The following is a 16,286-nucleotide window of genomic DNA, read 5'->3' as shown; positions in this document are numbered from 1 at the left end:
AGCACCGTCCGCAATGAGGGGAATCGCGGCTGAGGAGAAGCTCGGGAGGGGCTCGCCGTGAGCACTGTTCCGTTAGCGGAACGGACAGGCGGCAGGAGCAGGGGCCTTGCCGTTGAATCGGCTACGCCCGAAAAGACGAAGGCCCGCACGAGTGCGGGCCTTCGATTTGTTTGGTTGCGGGGGCAGGATTTGAACCTGCGACCTTCGGGTTATGAGCCCGACGAGCTGCCAGACTGCTCCACCCCGCGTCGGAGAAACAGAACTATAGCCAACTTCATCCCCGTATGCAAGAATTTTTTTGCGACGATCTTTTCGGCGATGTGCGCCGGTTGTCGCTTCGGGGGAATTGCCGGATAGTGCCGTGGCTTGGTGCGGAAGCTTGATTGTCCGCAATTTGAGCGGTTTCGGATGCCTGTGGGGGAGCTTCGATGCTGGCGCGGTTGTTGTTGCGTCTGGCGGGCTGGCGCGTGGTGCTGGTGCCGCCGCCCGGCCCGAAAGGGGTCGTGATGGTGTATCCGCACACGTCCAACTGGGACTTTCCGATCGGCGTGCTCGCACGTTCGGCGTCCGGTTTGAGGATCTCGTACGTCGCCAAGGATTCGCTGTTTCGTCCGCCGTTCGGGGCGCTGTTCCGCTGGCTAGGCGGCATTCCCGTGAATCGGCGCGTGAGCACGGGGTTCGTCGGGCAGTTGGTGCGTCGCTTTGCGGAGTCCGAGAGCCTCCTGATTGCGATTGCGCCGGAGGGAACGCGCGGCCATGTGCCGCACCTGAAGTCAGGGTTTTATCACCTGGCTCTCGAGGCGGGCGTGCCGCTCGGATTGGTGTTGATCGACTACGACCGGTGCGAGGCGGGCATCGGGGCGTGGGTGACGCTCACTGGTGATGTGGAGCGCGATCTTGCCGTGATCCGGGAGTTCTATGCAGGGCGGCGGGGCAAGCACCCCGAGAAAGCGGGGGAGATCCGGTTTCGCGACGGGCAGGGCTGAATCGCGTCGCCCATGAAGAAGGGCGACCGCCTTGCGGCTGGTCGCCCTTTTCTCTCGGTGGGGTTGGTTCTTTTCTTAGTTCAGTTGCTGGATGCCCGCGACTTGCCAGCCCTGGGTGCCTTCGACCGGCTTGGTGAGGTGCCAGAACTCGTCGAAGTTGACCGGAGTGGCACCGGCCTCTTCGCGGATCAGGCCGCGGAAGCGCACCGCGACGCGGTACCGGCGGTTTTCCTCGACGCATTCGACGACTTCGGCGTTGAGCTCCATCACTTCGGTCTGCTGCGGAGCCGTGCCGCGTTCGCTGATCTGCATCTGCAACTCGGCAAACATTTCCGGAGTCACGAATTCGCGCAGATCGTCGAGGTTGCCGGCGTCGTTGGCAGCCTGCAGGCGGATGAAATTCACCTTGGCCTGACGGGCAAAGCCTTCTGCGTCGAAACCTGCCGGCAGGGCGTTGCTTGCGGGCGCGGCGGCGGGCGCGGCGCTACCGTAGGCGGGTTGCGCTTGCGACTGCATCGGGATGCTGCCGCCACCGGCGCCCATGCCCGCGTACTGCATGGCGGGCTGCTGCGTGCGCTTGCGCATCAGCAGGCGGAAGACGGCGATCGCGGCGATCACGAGCAGGCCGATCATGAGCATGTTGGCGAACTCTTCGCCCATGCCGAGGTGCGACGCCAGGGCGGCCAGGCCGAGACCCGCGGCCAGGCCGGCGACGGGGCCGAGCCACGAGTTCTTGCGCGGGGCCTGGCCTGCGGCGGCGGCCGTCGGTGCGGTCGGGGTGTCCGCCGTGCGGGCGGTGGTGGTCGACGATTGCGCAGTGCTGCTCTGCGTGCCGATCGACTTGCCGCCGCCGAGGCGCTTGGCTTCGGCGTCGTTCGCCGTCAGGCCGACGCTCAGGACGAGCGCGCAGACGGTGAGCAGGAGTCGGGTGAGTTTCATAAGGGCAGGGCCTCCTTTGAGTGTTTGCAATCCTTGTCCCGCGGACTCCCTGAAGGGGCGCGGTCCGCCGCACCGGAGGGTGCATGCGACGCGTGCAGGATACGGGCACTTGCACTTCCGCGGAAGATGAATTTAAAGTATGTTTAGTCAGAAAAAAAGGAAGTTAAATGCAACCGCTCAACTATCGTCACCTTTATTACTTCTGGGTCGTCGCGAAGGAAGGGGGGATCGCGCGGGCGGCAGAGCGGCTCGAGATGGCGGTGCAGACGGTCAGCACCCAGGTGCGGGAACTGGAACGTTCGCTCGGCTACGCGCTGTTCAAGTCGGTGGGGCGGGGGATCGAGCTCACCGATGCGGGGGCGACGGCGGCGCACTTTGCCGAGCAGATCTTCCAGCTCGGCGAAGCATTGCCGGCGGCCGTGCAGGAGGCGGCAAATGCCCAGGGCGTGCGTCTCGCGGTGGGGATTGCCGATGCGTTGCCGAAGCCGGCGGTGCGGCACCTGCTGCAGCCGGCAGTGCAGACGCCCAACCTTCGGCTGCAGTGCCAGGAAGGCGATTTCGATGACCTTCTCGCCGATCTGGCCCTGCATCGCCTGGATGTCGTGCTGGCCGACCGGCCTGCTCCGGCGAATCCGAACCTGCGCGTGTTCAGCCACCGGCTCGGGAAGTCGTCGGTTGCGTGGTACGTGCGGGCCGACATCGCCGAGAAAATCGAACGCGATTTTCCGGCATGCCTCGCCGAGATGCCGCTGCTGTTGCCGACACCGGATTCGGCTGTGCGCAGCCGCCTGGACGACTGGCTCGCGCGTCATGGTATTCGGCCGCGTATCGTCGGCGAATTCGAGGATAGCGCCTTGCTGACAACCTTCGGCGAGAGCGGGCTGGGGGCGTTTCCTGCGCCGGAACTCTCGTCGGACGAGTTCACGCGCTCGCGCGGCCTGGCGCTGCTGGGGCGCTGTCCGGACGTGGTCGAGCATTTCTATGCGATCTCCGCACAGCGCAAGGTCGATCATCCGGTGATCCGCAGCCTGCTCGCCGGCGCGGAGCATACCACCGCATGAGTGCCCGCATCGGTGGGATCGCGATGGCCGGTCAGCTTGTCGTACTTATCCGGATGGGCTAAAAGGGATCATCGAGCGGGAGCCGGGGCGATGAGCAGCTGGGTGCGTTACTGGATGGCGGTGCTGAAGAGGACCGTGCGGCTGTGGCTGGATGCCCAGGTGTTCGTGCACGCGGCGGCGCTCGCCTTCTTCACGGTATTTTCGGTGGCCCCCGTCGTGATCGTGGCGGTGACGATCGTCGGCCTGGTATTGGGCGAGTCGGCGGCGCAGGGCCAGATGGCGCAGCAGCTGGAGGCGGCGATCGGCCCCCAGGCGGCACAGGCGGTGCAGACGGCTGTGAAGGCCAGCCGCATCCAGCAGAGCGGCATCCTTCCGACCCTGGCGGGTTTCGGTGCGATGCTGTTCGGCGCGACGACGGTGTTCGGGCAGATGCAGACTGCGCTCAATGCGATCTGGTGTGTGGCGCCGCGGCCGACGCGCAGCAGCATCTTCATCTACGTGAAGGGGCGCCTGCTGTCGATGACGATCGTGCTGGCGATCGGCTTCGTGCTGCTGGTGTCGCTGCTGCTGAGCGTGGCGGTGCGTGCGGTGGTCGAGTTCGCGAGCGATTGGGTGCCGATTCCGCCACCGCTGCTGATCGGGCTCGACTGGGGGGTGTCGTTATTGGTCGTAACGCTTTTGTTCGCGACGATCTTCCGCGTGTTGCCGGACGTCGTGCTGCGCTGGCGCGACGTGTGGCTCGGGGCGATGGTCACTGCGCTGCTGTTCGCGGTGGGACGCAGTCTGATCGCCCTCTACCTGTCGACGACCGCGACCGCGTCGACCTACGGGGCGGCCGGTTCGCTGGTCCTCTTGCTGATGTGGGTGAACTACTCGTCGCTGATCCTGTTGCTGGGCGCAGCGTTCACGCGCGCGAACGTGGAAGCGCGCGGGCGGGTCATCCGGCCGCGGATCACCGCGGTGCGCGTGCATCGCGAACTGATGCAGGACGATTGAAGCGGACGGGGTAATCTTCGCAGGGATCAATTCCCTTGCCGATGGGGCGCGCTAAGATCATCAAATGCCCTCCGACCGCCCACCCGTTCCGGATCTCCACTGCCGCCTCGTTCGCCTCGTTGCAACGCTGGAGCACGGTCTCGTCGAGCGTTCCCATGTCGTGCGCCTCGCGCTGCTCGCGGCGCTCGCCGGCGAACATACCCTGCTGATCGGCCCGCCGGGCACCGCGAAGAGCGAGCTTGCGCGCCGACTGCATCTCGCCTTTCGCGACGCGCGCTACTTCGAGCGTCTGCTGACGCGCTTCTCGGTGCCGGAGGAGCTCTTCGGGCCGTTGTCGATCCAGGCGCTCGAGCAGGATCGCTACGAACGCCACACGGCGGGTTTCCTGCCCGACGCGTCGATCGCCTTCATCGACGAGGTGTTCAAGGCCAACAGCGCCATCCTCAACGCGCTGCTGACGCTGCTCAACGAGCGTGAATTCGACAACGGCGCGGGGCGGCAGCGCTGTCCGTTGATCAGCGCGATCGGCGCGACGAACGAAGTGCCCGAGGATGAGGTCGCGGAGGCGTTCTTCGACCGCTTCCTGCTGCGGGTGACGGTTGCGCCGGTGAGTGCGGACGGTTTCACGGAGTTGCTGGGTGCCGATCCGTCGCGGGCCTGGCAGGCGCCAGGGCATGCGGAGGCGCTCGGCGCCGCCGATCTCGCCGCGCTCGATACCGTGGCAGGGCAGGTGGTGCTGCCTGCCGAAGTGACGGCGATGTTCGCCGAGTTGCGCGCACATCTTGGCGCGGCAGCGGTGTACGTGTCGGACCGCCGCTGGGTGAAGGCGGCGCGCCTGTTGCGCGTCGCTGCGGCGAGCGAGGGGCGGGGGGCCGTGTCCTTGTGGGATCTGCTGTTGCTGCCTTGGTGCACGGCGCCGGACGCGCCGCGCCAGGCCGCGCTGGGTGACTGGCTGTGCGCGCGGCTCGGGGTACGCGAGGCGTTCGCGCCGCCGCGCGTCACGCGCGTCGTCGAGGCCTTCGAGGCGCAGCTGCAGGCCGAGCGCAATGCCAACGACCTCGACTACGACGAGAGCGGCCGGCTGCGATTCTCCGCAGGCGATCTCGCCGACGAGATCGGCGACGCCAAGGGCGGGGCGCAGGCGCTGCGCCTGACGCACACGCGGCAGCGCCGCTACGGGCCGGCGCATATCGGCGCACGCACGCGGCAGATCGACGAACTGGTCGCACGCCTCGATGCATACGCGGCGGAGCTCGCCGCGCGGCGTCGCGACCTGGCCGAATACCGATCTCGCAGCCTGTGGCTGGATGCCGGGCTCGCAGGGCGTGCGGACGGGAGCCTCGCGGGGACGGCGCGCGTGCTGGCGGATCTGCGCGAGCGGATTCTCGCGGCACGCGCCGGCTTCGAGGCGCTACCGCGTCTGCCGGCGGGCGAAGGCGGCGAGGTTCCTGCGCCCGTGCCGCACGAACCGCTTCCTGCCGCGTGAAGTGCGCATGAACGCTCCTGCCGGTCCCGCGCCGCTGCTCTTTGCGCTGCAGGAAAGCCGGCTCGCGGCGCTGGACGGACTCGTGCGCGGCTTGTGGCTGGGCGGATTGACGAATGCGCAGGGCAGCGTGGAAGCGCGGCTTGCGGCCCTTGCGGAGCTGCGTGCGGCGCTCGTCTCGGGGCGGCTGCCGCCGTTCGAGGCGTGGCGCTGGCCGCCGCCCGCGATCGCGCGCGGGTTGGTCGAGGCGATGCAGGGCCTCGACCTCGCGCGCTATTGCCGGGATGAGGGCGAGCTCGCCGACACCGTGTTGATGAGTATCCTCTTCCATGTCGATTTCATCGTCGATTATCTCGACCGCGGTGCGGACGAGGCGCGGGCGGTCGGGATGGCCGTCGACGCCTTTTCCGCCGACTGGCAGGACCGTTGCGGCGACATGGACAAGCTGGCGGATGTCTTCGGCATGATCCCCGACGACGCCAAGAGCACGCGCTGGGACCGCATCCGCGGGCTGCTGCGCAGCGAAGGCTGGCAGGAGGTCGTGCGCATCCGCCGGCTGCTCGAGCGCCTGCCCGAACTCGCGGCGCTGATCCGGCGCCTGGGGCGCGCGGCGGAGACGGACGAGCCGGACGAAGCCGGGCGCGTCACCGTGCAGGAGATCGAGCAGGCGACCGCCCATTGCGCGGAACGCAGCACCGTGCGCGTTCCCGACATGCCCGGCGAGACGCGTGGGATCCACCGCGCCGATCGCATCGCGCGCATGTTGCCGGCCGAGGCGATGCTGCTCGGACACCCCCGCCTGCGGCTCGTCTGGCATGCCCGGCGCGCGGAGCGGACGCTGCTGTGCTACGAGGACGACGACCGCATGCAGGAGATCCGTCGCCATGAAGAGACGGTGCGGCGTCCGACGCCGCGTCCGCAGCCGGCGAAGCGCTTCGAGATGGGGCCGATGCTGCTGTGCGTCGATACCTCGGGCTCGATGCGCGGCGGCGCCGAGGCGGTCGCGAAGGCGGCGGTGCTCGAGGCGGTGCGCACGGCCCACACGCAGAGACGCGCGTGCCACGTATTCACCTTCGGCGGTCCGGGCGAGCTGGTCGACATGACGCTGCCGGTCGACGCGGACGGCATCGGGCGGCTGACGCGTTTCCTCGGCCAGGCGTTTCGCGGTGGCACGGACGTGTGCGGGCCGATCGAGGCTGCGCTGGCGAAGCTGGAGGAGGCGCGCTGGCAGCAGGCTGACCTGGTGCTCGTGTCGGACGGCGAGTTCGGGGCGACGGCTGATGTTGCCGCGCGCCTGCGGACGATGCGCCGCGAGCGCGGGCTGCACGTGCAGGGCGTGCTGGTGGGCGACCGTGAGACGATCGGTTTCCTCGAAGTGGCCGACGACATCTTCTGGGTGCGCGACTGGCGCCGCTATGGCGGCGTCGACACGGATTCGCCGCTCGATTCGAACAGCCTCACCGCCCGGTTCTTCCCCGGGGCGCTGCGCACGCAGGCGAACCGCGATTCCACGACCTCCGGGGCGACGGCCTCTGCCGCAGTGCGCGCGGGCCGGCACCGAGACGACCCTCAGCCGGAGAATTCCGCATGAACTTTGCCGAAACCTACCTCGCACAACTCGAACGCTTTGCGGCGTGCGGACCCCTGCCGCGGGTGCGTGCGCTGCATCTGCCGCCGGCCACCGTCGATCCGCTCCCGGGGGACCGCGGGGAGTTCTGCGCGCTGGAGCTCGATGACGGTTCGCTGGGGCTGTCCTACGTGCTGCTCGACGATACGCTGGCGCGCATGCGCGCCGGGGAGGGCGGCTTTGCCCTCGCGGGCGCCGATGCGCTCGAACTCGCCCGCGCCTATGTGGGCGGCAGCGGCATCATGCGTACGCTCGGTTTCGCCGCCGCGAATGCGCTGACGCGCTGCTTCTTCGACCGCGCCGGCTATCGGCCGGATACCAGCGCCGATTCGATCGGCGGGCTGGATCCGCAGCCGGGCGAGCGCATCGGCATGATAGGCCTGTTTACGCCCCTCATCGGCCGCATCCTGAAGTGCGGCGCGCAGCTCACGGTGGTGGAGCTGAAGGCGGAATTGGCCGGCGACCGGGATGGCTACCGCGTGACGCTCGACCCGGCGGAGCTGGCGGGCTGCGGCAAGGTGCTGTCGACGAGCACGCTGCTGCTCAACGACACGCTCGACCATATGCTGGGCTACTGTCGCGATGCGCGCTGGTTCGCGATGATCGGGCCGAGCGCGGGCTGCCTGCCGGACGCGCTGTTCGCCCGCGGCGTGACGCTGCTGGGCGGGAGCTGGGTTCATGACCGCGCGGGCTTCGTCGATGCGCTGCGCAGCGGCGGCGAACGAGGCGAGTACGCACGCAAGTTCGCCATCGCGGCGAACGCCTATCCGGGATTCGAGACCTTGCTGGCGAGAATCTAGCGGCCGTCGCTTTCCAGCGCCCGCGGGCCGGATTCGGACATCAGGCTGGCGATCAGGCTGCGCAGCCAGCGATTGCCCGGGTCGTGGTGGAAGCGCGCGTGCCAGTGCTGCTTGATCGTGTAATCGGGTAGCGGGAAGGGCACGGGCAGGACGCTGAATTCGCCGCGACCGCGCAGCAGCTCCCCCAGCCTGCGCGGCACGGTCATCAGCAGGTCGGTGTGCTCGACGACGAAGGCCGCTCCGAGGAAGTTCGGGATGTCGAGCACGATGCGGCGTTTGATGCCCTGGCGGGCGATTTCCTGCTCGATCACCTGGTGACCCGTGCCGGTGGTGCGGAAGACGGCGTGGTCTTCCGCCTCGAACTGTTCGCGCGTCAGACCCCCATGGATGCGTGGGTGGTCGGCGCTGGCGAGACACACGTACTGCTGGCGGAAGAGCGCCTGCTGATAGAAGCCCGCTTCCAGCGCGGGAATGAAGCCGACGGCAAGGTCGGCTTCGCCCGCCTCCAGCTTGCGGCCGGTGTCGTCGTCCAGCGGCGAGATCTGGATCCGGATGCCCGGCGCGGTGGCGCGCAGTTGGCCCCACAGGCGAGGCAGCAGCACCAGGTGGGTGATGTCCGTCATGCAGATGCGGAAGCTCCGCTCCGACGTGGCGGGGTCGAAGCTGCTGCGGTGGCCCAGCGCCGCGTCGAATGCGTCGAGCGCATGGCGGATCGGCTGCACCAGCTCGTCGGCGAGCGGCGTCGGCTCCATGCCGCTCGAGGTGCGTACGAACAGGGGATCGGAGAAATGCTCGCGCAGCTTGCCGAGCGCGATGCTGACGGCGGGTTGGCCCAGTTCCAGCAACTCCGCGGCACGGCTCACGCTCCGGGTCTTGTGGATCGCATCGAAGACTTGCAGCAGGCGAAGCTCGGGGGTGTTCATCGCGCGATGATTATTCGAAATTCGAATTCATATTATTCCATGCATTGCCTCGACGGAATATTTATCGATCGATAAATTGCGCTCCATCACAACGAATCGCTGCACGCTTTGATTTAGCGCAAAGGTTTTTCACCTAGCCGGCGGCGATATCCCGATGGAGGAGTCAGGAATGCAGGAACTTGGTCGTCTCGAAGATCTGCCGCTCGCCTACCGCGAGTCCCTCGGCGCACAGAACCTGGTGCCGCTGTGGCCCAGCCTGCGCGCGGTGCTGCCCCCGGGCACGCCTTCGCGTCGCACGCAGCCGGTGATGTGGTCATACGAGGCGTTGCGCCCGCTGCTGCTGCAGGCTGGCGAATTCACCCCGATCGAAAAGGCGGAGCGCCGCGTGCTGGTGCTCGCGAACCCCGGTCACGGTCTGGAGAAGATGCAGGCGAGTGCGGCGATCTACCTCGGCATGCAGCTGCTGCTGCCGGGCGAGTGGGCGCCGTCGCACAAGCATACCCCGAACGCGGTGCGCATGATCGTCGAAGGCGAGGGCGCCTATACGACGGTCGATGGCGAGAAGTGCCCGATGAGCCGCGGCGACCTGATCCTGACGCCGACCGGCCTGTGGCACGAGCATGGCCACGACGGCAAGGAGCCGGTGGTGTGGCTCGACGTTCTGGACCTGCCGCTGGTGTATTACACGGAAACCTCCTATGCCGTCGAAGGCAAGGAGCAGCAGGTGACCGGCACGCGCCTCGAGCGCAGCTACGTCCGCGGCGGTATCGTGCCCTCGCCGGTGTTCTCGCGCGGCAGCGCGCGCCGCTACCCGATGCTGCGTTACCCCTGGGCCGATGCCCGCGCCGCGCTGCTGAGCCTGGCCGAGTCGCAACCGGACGTCGAGGCTGTGCAGGTCGCCTATGTGAATCCTGAGAACGGCTCCGACTGCCAGAACATCCTCGGTTTCTCCGCCCTGATGCTGCGCCCGGGCGAGACGCTGAACCTGCCCGCGCGCTCGCCGGCGATGGTGTTCCACTTGATCGAGGGCAGCGCCGAGGTCGCGATCGAGGCCAGCCGCTTCGCCCTGTCGCCGGCGGATACCTGCTGCGCACCGGGCTATACGCCGGTGACGCTGAAGAACCGCTCCGCGAGCGAGCCGGCCTTCATCTTCGTGGCCGACGAAAGCCCGCTGCACAAGAAGCTGGGCGTCTACGAAGTGCGCGCCTGATGGATTCCGTTGCCGGCCGTGTTCCTCCCCCATGAAGGGGAGGGAGCAGGCGCGCAGCGCTCCAACTTTCTTAATTGCAACCAGGCTTATCGAAGTCCTGACATCGAGAGACTAAACAAATGTCCGACACCCAATACCTCTTCCCGCCCTCGCCGGTCTATTCCCTGCCGGTAAAAGGCATCGAAGCCCGCTACCCGGTGAAGCGCATCTTCTGCGTCGGCCGCAACTACCACGCCCATGCGGTCGAGATGGGGCGCCCGGTCGACAAGGCCACCGCACAGCCCTTCTATTTCACGAAGGCCGCCTCGACGCTGGTGCAGAACGGCGCGACCGTGCCTTACCCGACCGGCACCTCGAACTACCACTACGAGATGGAGCTGGTCGTCGCGATCGGCGCGCCGGGCTTCCGCGTCGCCGAAGCAGATGCCGAGCGCCTGATCTACGGCTACGCCGCCGGCCTCGACATGACCCGCCGCGACCTGCAGCTGGTGGCCCGCGAGCAGGGGCGTCCGTGGGATCTGGGCAAGGACTTCGAGCTGTCGGCGGTGTGCACCGAGATCGTGCCGATCGGCGACCTGGGCGTGCTCACGAGTGGCGCGATCAACCTGCAGGTGAATGGCGAGACCCGTCAAACCGCCGACCTGTCGCAGCTCATCTGGAGCATCCCCGAGCTGATCGCCGACCTGTCGAAGTTCTATCACCTCGAGCCGGGCGACCTGATCTTCACCGGCACCCCCGAGGGTGTCGGCGCCGTGAAGAGCGGTGACCGCATCACCGGCCACGTCGACTGCGTCGGCGACATCCAACTCACGATCGGCGCCGCCGAGTAAGGAATCGCCGGCGGAGCGGGTGCCGCTCCGCCGCCACTGAACGAGATGGAGGAGACACACATGACCGAGCAACAGCTTCCCGTAATCGTCGCCGGCGGCGGCATTGGCGGCCTCGCAGCCGCGCTCGCGCTGGTGCGCCAGGGCTTCCAGGTGCTGGTGCTGGAGCAGGCAGCCGAGATCGGCGAGATCGGCGCCGGCATCCAGCTCGGCCCCAACGCCTTCCACGCCTTCGACGCGCTGGGCGTCGGCGAGAAGGCGCGTGGTCGCGCGGTGTATACGGACGAGATGGTGATGCACGACGCGCTCGACGAGACCCTCGTCGGCCGCATCCCCACCGGCGAAGCCTTCCGCAAGCGTTTCGGCAACCCCTACGCGGTGATCCACCGCGTGGACGTGCATCTGTCGCTGCTCGAAGGCGCGCAGGAAACCGGCCGCGTCGAATTCCGCACTTCGACCCACGTCCAGCGCGTCGAGCAGGATGCGAACGGCGTCACGGTGTATGACCAGCACGGCAACGCCTTCCGCGGCGTCGCGCTGATCGGTGCGGACGGCGTGAAGTCGGTCGTGCGGGCGCAATACGTCAATGACCCGGCGCGCGTGACCGGACACGTCGTGTATCGCGCCGTGATCGACAAGAAGGATTTCCCCGAGAACCTGCAGTGGAATGCCGCGAGCATCTGGGTCGGCCCGAACTGCCACCTCGTGCATTATCCGCTGCGCGGCGGCGAGCAGTACAACGTCGTCGTGACCTTCCATAGCCGCGAGAAGGAAGAGTGGGGCGTCACCGAAGGCAGCCGCGAGGAGGTGCAGAGCTACTTCCAGGGCATCTGCCCGAAGGCGCGCCAGCTGATCGACCTGCCGAAGAGCTGGAAGCGCTGGGCGACCGCCGACCGCGAGCCGATCGGCCAGTGGTCTTTCGGTCGCGTGACCCTGCTGGGCGACGCCGCGCATCCGACGACGCAGTACATGGCGCAGGGCGCGTGCATGGCGCTGGAAGACGCCGTGACGCTGGGGGAGGCGCTGCGCGTGAAGGGCAACGAATTCGAGAAGGCGTTCGACCTCTACCAGCGCTCGCGCATCGCCCGTACCGCGCGCATCGTGCTGTCCTCGCGCGAGATGGGTCGTATCTACCATGCCAAGGGCGTCGAGCGCCTGGTGCGCAACGATCTGTGGAAGGGCCGCACGCCTGAGCGCTTCTACGACGCGATGGAGTGGCTGTACGGCTGGAACGTCGACAACTGCCTCGCCAAGGACTGAGTGGGGAAATGTCGATGAAGCTCTACAACTTCTTCCGCAGCGGCACCTCGCACCGCCTGCGCATCGCGCTGAACCTGAAGGGGATCGCCTATGAGTACGTGCCGGTCGACCTGCGCACCGAGGAGCACCTCGGTGCCGCCTTCAAGGCGGTGAATCCGCAGGCGCTGGTGCCGGCGCTAACTGAGGGCGACCTCACGCTGATCCAGTCGCCGGCGATCATCGAGTGGCTCGAAGAGCGTTACCCGACGCCCGCGCTGCTGCCGGGTAACGCGGAGGAGCGCGCCCGCGTGCGCGCGCTGGCGGCGATCGTCGGCTGCGACATCCATCCGATCAACAACCGCCGCATCCTCGAATACCTGCGCAAGACCCTGGGCTGCGACGAGGCGGCGGTGCTGGCGTGGTGCGGCACCTGGATCACGGCCGGCTTCGACGCCTTGGAAGCGCTGCTCGCGGCCGACAAGGCGCGCGGCGCCTTCTGCTTCGGCAACGCACCGACGCTCGCCGACGTGTATCTGATCCCGCAGGTCGAGAGCGCGCGGCGCTTCAATGTCGACCTGACGCCCTATCCGAACATCGTCGCGATCGACCGCGCCTGCGGCGAACTCGACGCCTTCCGTCGCGCTGCCCCCGCCGTGCAGCCGGACGCGAAGTGAGCCCCTTATTCCGATAACGAGCAGTTACAGCAGTTACCCCGAGGAGACTGAAATGCAAATCAAGAAGATGGTTCGCGCTCTGGTGGCCGGCGTCACCCTGTCCGTCGCAGCGGTCGGTGCCCAGGCCCAGGCGCTCAAGCTCGGCCACATCACCCCGCCGACCCATGTGTGGCACCAGGTGTCGGAGAAGATCTCGGCCGATCTCGCGACCGCCTCCGGCGGCAAGATGAAGATCGCCGTGAGCCCGCTGCAGAAGCTCGGCAACGAGGGGCAGATGATCAACCTGATGCAGGCCGGCGCGCAACAGTTCGGCGTGTTCACCGTCGGCGGGCTCGCCAACCGCGAGGAGTCCTTCCTCGGCTGGTCGCTGCCCTACGTGTTCAAGGACGTCGCGCACGCCACGCGCGCGGCGAAGACGCCCGCCGCGAAGGAGATGCTCAAGCGCCTGGAACAGCACGGCCTGATCGGGCTCGGCTACACCTTCGCCGGCATGCGCCACGTTTTGTCGGTGCAGCCGGTCGCCTCGGCGAAGGATCTCGCGAACAAGAAGATCCGCTCCTTCCCCAGCCCCGTGTACAACGACTGGTGGAACGCCAACGGCGCCGCGCCGACGGCGATGCCGCTGTCCGAAGTCGCGCCGTCGCTGACCACCAAGCTGCTCGATGCGGTCGACATCGACCTCGACGCGCTGGTCGGCCTCAAGTTCCACCAGCAGGCCCCGAACCTGACGCTCACCGGCCACATGGCCTTCCCGGCCGTGATCGTGGTATCGAAGAAGTGGTGGGATACCCGCAGCCAGGCCGAGCGCGACATGATCGCCAAGGTCGTCGCGGAGGCAGAGCAGTGGGGCTACAAGACCGCGATCGACGCCGACGTGGCCAACCTGGCGAAGGCAAAGGCCGACGGCGCGAACATCGTGAAGGCCGACATCGCCTCCTTCCAGGCGGTGGGCGGCAAGGTGCGCGACCAGTACGTCGCGAAGAACCCGCTGATCGCCGACTTCTACAAGCAGGCGAAGGATCTCTGATCCGCTCCTCCGGGACACTCATCGACATCACATAGCGACGCGCGGAACCGCCCGGGAGGGCCGTTCCGCTTCGCCGCGCCCCACACGGGAACCCATCCGATGTTTGCTCACATTCAGAAGGCCGACAAAGGCCTCGCCGCGATCGAGCGCGGCCTGGTGATCGCGCTCACGGCCACGATCGCCTGCATCATGGTCGCGCAGGTGTTCATGCGTTATTTCTTCAGTGCCCCGATCTTCTGGGCCGAGGAAATCTCGGTGCAGCTCCTCGTCTTCGCGACCCTCTTCGGCCTGTCGCTGCTGGTGCATCACGGCCAGCTCGTCACCATCGACTTCCTCCCGCAGGCGCTACGCCCGCGCGCGCGTCACGCGCTGCTCGCCGTGCTGGGGCTGGTCATGCTGGGCCTGTTCGCCTTCGTGTGCTGGCTCGGCCTCGACTGGGTCAGCCGTCCCGAGGTGCGCGTCGAGCTTGGCGCGACCACCCAGCTGCCCCGCTGGTACAACTACTCGGTGCTGCCCGCTGCGATGGCGGTGATGGCCTGGCACCAGTTCGCCGCCATCCTGCGCGACGCCCGCGCTGCCCTCAAGGGAGCCGTCAAATGATCACCCTGATCGTCTTCTTCGGCCTGCTCTTCGCGGGCCTGCCCATCGTCGGCACCATCCTCATCGCCGCGGTCGTGTTCATGGCCACCAACGACCTCGCGGTGCTGTACGATTCGATCCCCATCCAGCTCTACGGCGCGCTCGAGATCAACAGCCTGCTCGCGATCCCGCTGTTCCTGCTGGTCGGCGAGATCATGAACAAGGCGGGCCTCACGCAACGCCTCATCGCCGTCGCCGAGGTGCTGGTCGGCAGCATGAAGGGCGGGCTGGCTTACGCCAACCTCTTCACCAACGCGATGGCCGCGTCCATCCTCGGCTCGGCGGTCGCGCAGATCGGCGTGATGAGCAAGGTGATGATCCCGGCGATGGAGCGCACCGGTTACAACCGCGCGTTCTCCGGCGCCGTCACGGTGTCGGCGGGCCTGCTGGGCCCGATCATCCCGCCGTCGATGCTGATGATCATCTACGGTGTGGTCGCGGTGCAGCCCATTGCGCCGCTGTTCATCGCCGGCATCCTCCCCGGCCTTCTGATCGTCGCGGCGCTCGCGCTCGTAATCATGTGCTTCGGCATCTTCGGTCCCGGCCTGCCCGCGGGCGAGCGCGGCGATCGCTCGGCCTCGGTGAAGGTTCTGCTCGAAGGCCTGGTCCCGGCGCTGATTCCGCTCGTCGTCATCGGCGGCATCATGGCCGGCGTGATGACGCCGACCGAATCGGGCGCCATTGCCGCGGTCATGGCGCTTGTGTTGGGCTTCGTCTATCGCGAGATCGGCGTCCGCGATCTGGGCAAGATCCTCTTCGACGTCGGCACCAACACCGCGACCATCACCGGCCTCATCGCCGCGGCCTCGGTCCTGAGCTGGGTGCTCGCCTTCCAGGGCGTGCCCGATCTCGTCGTCGAGTATATGAAGAACCTGACCGATTCGCCCTTCGTGTTCCTGCTGCTGGTGATCGTGCTGATGCTGGTTCTCGGCATGTTCCTCGAGAGCATCAGCGTGCTGATCGTCGTCGTGCCGCTGCTGATGCCGGTCGTGACCAGCCTCGGCATCGATCCGATCCACTTCGGGGTCGTGTGCACGGTCGCGACGGTGATCGGCCTCGTCACGCCGCCGGTCGGCCCGGGCCTCTACATCGCCATGGTGCAGGCCGACATCCGCATGGGGGCGCTCTTCGCCGCGACGATTCCCTTCCTTGCAGCGGTGATGATGGTGCTCGTCGCGATCGCCGCCGTACCTGAGATCTCGACCTGGCTGCCGGCCATGATGAACGGCAAATGAGCCGCCTGACGACACAACGAACACAGGGGATACCCACATGACGACCCCGTCTGATGCTGCCAAGAAGGAACCGCTCCACGACTTCTCCGATTGCCACTCCGGCATCCTGAAGAAGCTGGACATGCTGGGCGAGCTGCCTGCACTGCTCGATCCCGCCGCCCGCGCGCGGGAGATCGCCGCGACCGCGCTGGAATTCTTCCGCGAGGCGATCTTCGAGCACCATCTCGATGAAGAGCGCGAGCTCTTCCCGGCGGTGCTGCAGAGCGCGGAGAAGGGCGCCGAGCACGACAAGGTGCAGGCGCTCGCGAAGCGCCTCACCGACGAGCACCGCGAACTCGAGACGATCTGGAAACGCCTCGAATCCGAGCTCAAGCGCGTCGCGAAGGGGCAGGACAGCCACCTCGACGCTGCCGAGGTCGAGCGCCTGGTGACGCGCTACCGTGCGCATGCCGACTTCGAGGAGAAGGAGTTCCTGCCGCTGTCGCAGACCATTCTCGGCCGCAACTCGCTCCATATGGCCGCGCTGGGGCTGTCGCTGCACATGCGCCACGCACCGAAGAAGCCCGCGACCTACATCTGAAAGGCCGGGCAGCGGCGGCGTATCGCGCCGCCGCTGCCCG

General features: G+C 67.4%; 16 protein-coding genes and 1 tRNA gene. 14 read left to right on the top strand and 3 right to left on the bottom strand.

The window, feature by feature from the left end; all coding sequences use genetic code 11:
- Positions 1-171 precede the first annotated feature (171 nt).
- Positions 172-248: transfer RNA gene (locus U5817_RS15875), tRNA-Met, on the bottom strand.
- 180 nt (positions 249-428) lie between these two features.
- Here U5817_RS15875 and U5817_RS15870 point away from each other — a divergent pair.
- Positions 429-986, top strand: coding sequence for a 1-acyl-sn-glycerol-3-phosphate acyltransferase (locus tag U5817_RS15870; RefSeq protein WP_169125856.1), 558 nt, complete (start codon positions 429-431; stop codon positions 984-986).
- Between the two features lie 75 nt (positions 987-1,061).
- Here U5817_RS15870 and U5817_RS15865 read toward each other — a convergent pair whose 3' ends face one another.
- Complete coding sequence (locus U5817_RS15865) at positions 1,062-1,925, bottom strand: Tim44 domain-containing protein (protein ID WP_407278004.1); 864 nt, start codon at positions 1,923-1,925, stop codon at positions 1,062-1,064.
- Between the two features lie 167 nt (positions 1,926-2,092).
- Between U5817_RS15865 and nhaR the strand changes: the two genes are divergently transcribed.
- The 5 genes from nhaR to U5817_RS15840 all read left to right on the top strand — a co-directional run bounded on the left by nhaR (position 2,093) and on the right by U5817_RS15840 (position 7,892).
- Positions 2,093-2,986, top strand: a complete 894-nt coding sequence (gene nhaR / locus U5817_RS15860) for a transcriptional activator NhaR (protein WP_407278002.1) — start codon at positions 2,093-2,095, stop codon at positions 2,984-2,986.
- A gap of 90 nt (positions 2,987-3,076) precedes the next feature.
- Positions 3,077-3,982: a YihY/virulence factor BrkB family protein gene (locus U5817_RS15855; RefSeq protein WP_407278001.1), complete on the top strand. Its 906-nt coding sequence runs from the start codon at positions 3,077-3,079 to the stop codon at positions 3,980-3,982.
- Between the two features lie 64 nt (positions 3,983-4,046).
- Positions 4,047-5,468, top strand: coding sequence for an AAA family ATPase (locus U5817_RS15850; protein ID WP_407278000.1), 1,422 nt, complete (start codon positions 4,047-4,049; stop codon positions 5,466-5,468).
- 7 nt (positions 5,469-5,475) lie between these two features.
- Complete coding sequence (locus tag U5817_RS15845; protein ID WP_407277999.1) at positions 5,476-7,056, top strand: VWA domain-containing protein; 1,581 nt, start codon at positions 5,476-5,478, stop codon at positions 7,054-7,056.
- Positions 7,053-7,892: a Rossmann-like domain-containing protein gene (locus U5817_RS15840; protein WP_407277998.1), complete on the top strand. Its 840-nt coding sequence runs from the start codon at positions 7,053-7,055 to the stop codon at positions 7,890-7,892. Before U5817_RS15845 ends, U5817_RS15840 begins: the two co-directional genes overlap by 4 nt.
- Here the strand turns inward: U5817_RS15840 and U5817_RS15835 are convergent.
- Positions 7,889-8,815, bottom strand: coding sequence for a LysR family transcriptional regulator (locus U5817_RS15835; RefSeq protein ID WP_407277997.1), 927 nt, complete (start codon positions 8,813-8,815; stop codon positions 7,889-7,891). The genes U5817_RS15840 and U5817_RS15835 overlap by 4 nt on opposite strands.
- Positions 8,816-8,984: 169 nt before the next feature.
- On the opposite strand from U5817_RS15835, the gene U5817_RS15830 reads away from it, so the two are divergent.
- The 8 genes from U5817_RS15830 (at position 8,985) to U5817_RS15795 (ending at position 16,246) form a co-directional block, all read left to right on the top strand.
- The gene (locus U5817_RS15830) at positions 8,985-10,025 is read left to right on the top strand and encodes a cupin domain-containing protein (RefSeq protein ID WP_169125848.1); all 1,041 of its coding nucleotides are present in this window, start codon (positions 8,985-8,987) and stop codon (positions 10,023-10,025) included.
- 119 nt (positions 10,026-10,144) lie between these two features.
- Positions 10,145-10,855, top strand: a complete 711-nt coding sequence (locus tag U5817_RS15825) for a fumarylacetoacetate hydrolase family protein (RefSeq protein ID WP_407277996.1) — start codon at positions 10,145-10,147, stop codon at positions 10,853-10,855.
- A 60-nt stretch (positions 10,856-10,915) separates the two neighbouring features.
- Positions 10,916-12,112 (top strand): 3-hydroxybenzoate 6-monooxygenase, encoded by a 1,197-nt coding sequence (locus tag U5817_RS15820; protein WP_407277995.1) that lies wholly within the window; start codon positions 10,916-10,918, stop codon positions 12,110-12,112.
- 14 nt (positions 12,113-12,126) lie between these two features.
- Positions 12,127-12,765 (top strand): maleylacetoacetate isomerase, encoded by a 639-nt coding sequence (gene maiA, locus U5817_RS15815; RefSeq protein WP_407277994.1) that lies wholly within the window; start codon positions 12,127-12,129, stop codon positions 12,763-12,765.
- A 52-nt stretch (positions 12,766-12,817) separates the two neighbouring features.
- Positions 12,818-13,792, top strand: a complete 975-nt coding sequence (locus U5817_RS15810) for a TRAP transporter substrate-binding protein (protein WP_407277993.1) — start codon at positions 12,818-12,820, stop codon at positions 13,790-13,792.
- 99 nt (positions 13,793-13,891) lie between these two features.
- Positions 13,892-14,392 carry a TRAP transporter small permease gene (locus tag U5817_RS15805; RefSeq protein ID WP_407277992.1) on the top strand — a complete coding sequence of 167 codons (501 nt, stop codon included), beginning with the start codon at positions 13,892-13,894 and terminating at the stop codon, positions 14,390-14,392.
- Positions 14,389-15,666, top strand: a complete 1,278-nt coding sequence (locus U5817_RS15800) for a TRAP transporter large permease (protein WP_407277991.1) — start codon at positions 14,389-14,391, stop codon at positions 15,664-15,666. Before U5817_RS15805 ends, U5817_RS15800 begins: the two co-directional genes overlap by 4 nt.
- Before the next feature lie 37 nt (positions 15,667-15,703).
- The gene (locus U5817_RS15795) at positions 15,704-16,246 is read left to right on the top strand and encodes a hemerythrin domain-containing protein (RefSeq protein WP_169125842.1); all 543 of its coding nucleotides are present in this window, start codon (positions 15,704-15,706) and stop codon (positions 16,244-16,246) included.
- Positions 16,247-16,286 lie beyond the last annotated feature (40 nt).

This window comes from Aromatoleum evansii (assembly GCF_045689615.1).
Classification (GTDB): domain Bacteria; phylum Pseudomonadota; class Gammaproteobacteria; order Burkholderiales; family Rhodocyclaceae; genus Aromatoleum; species Aromatoleum evansii.
Note: the sequence above shows the minus strand (reverse complement) of the source record. Positions and strands in the feature narration are given on the sequence as shown.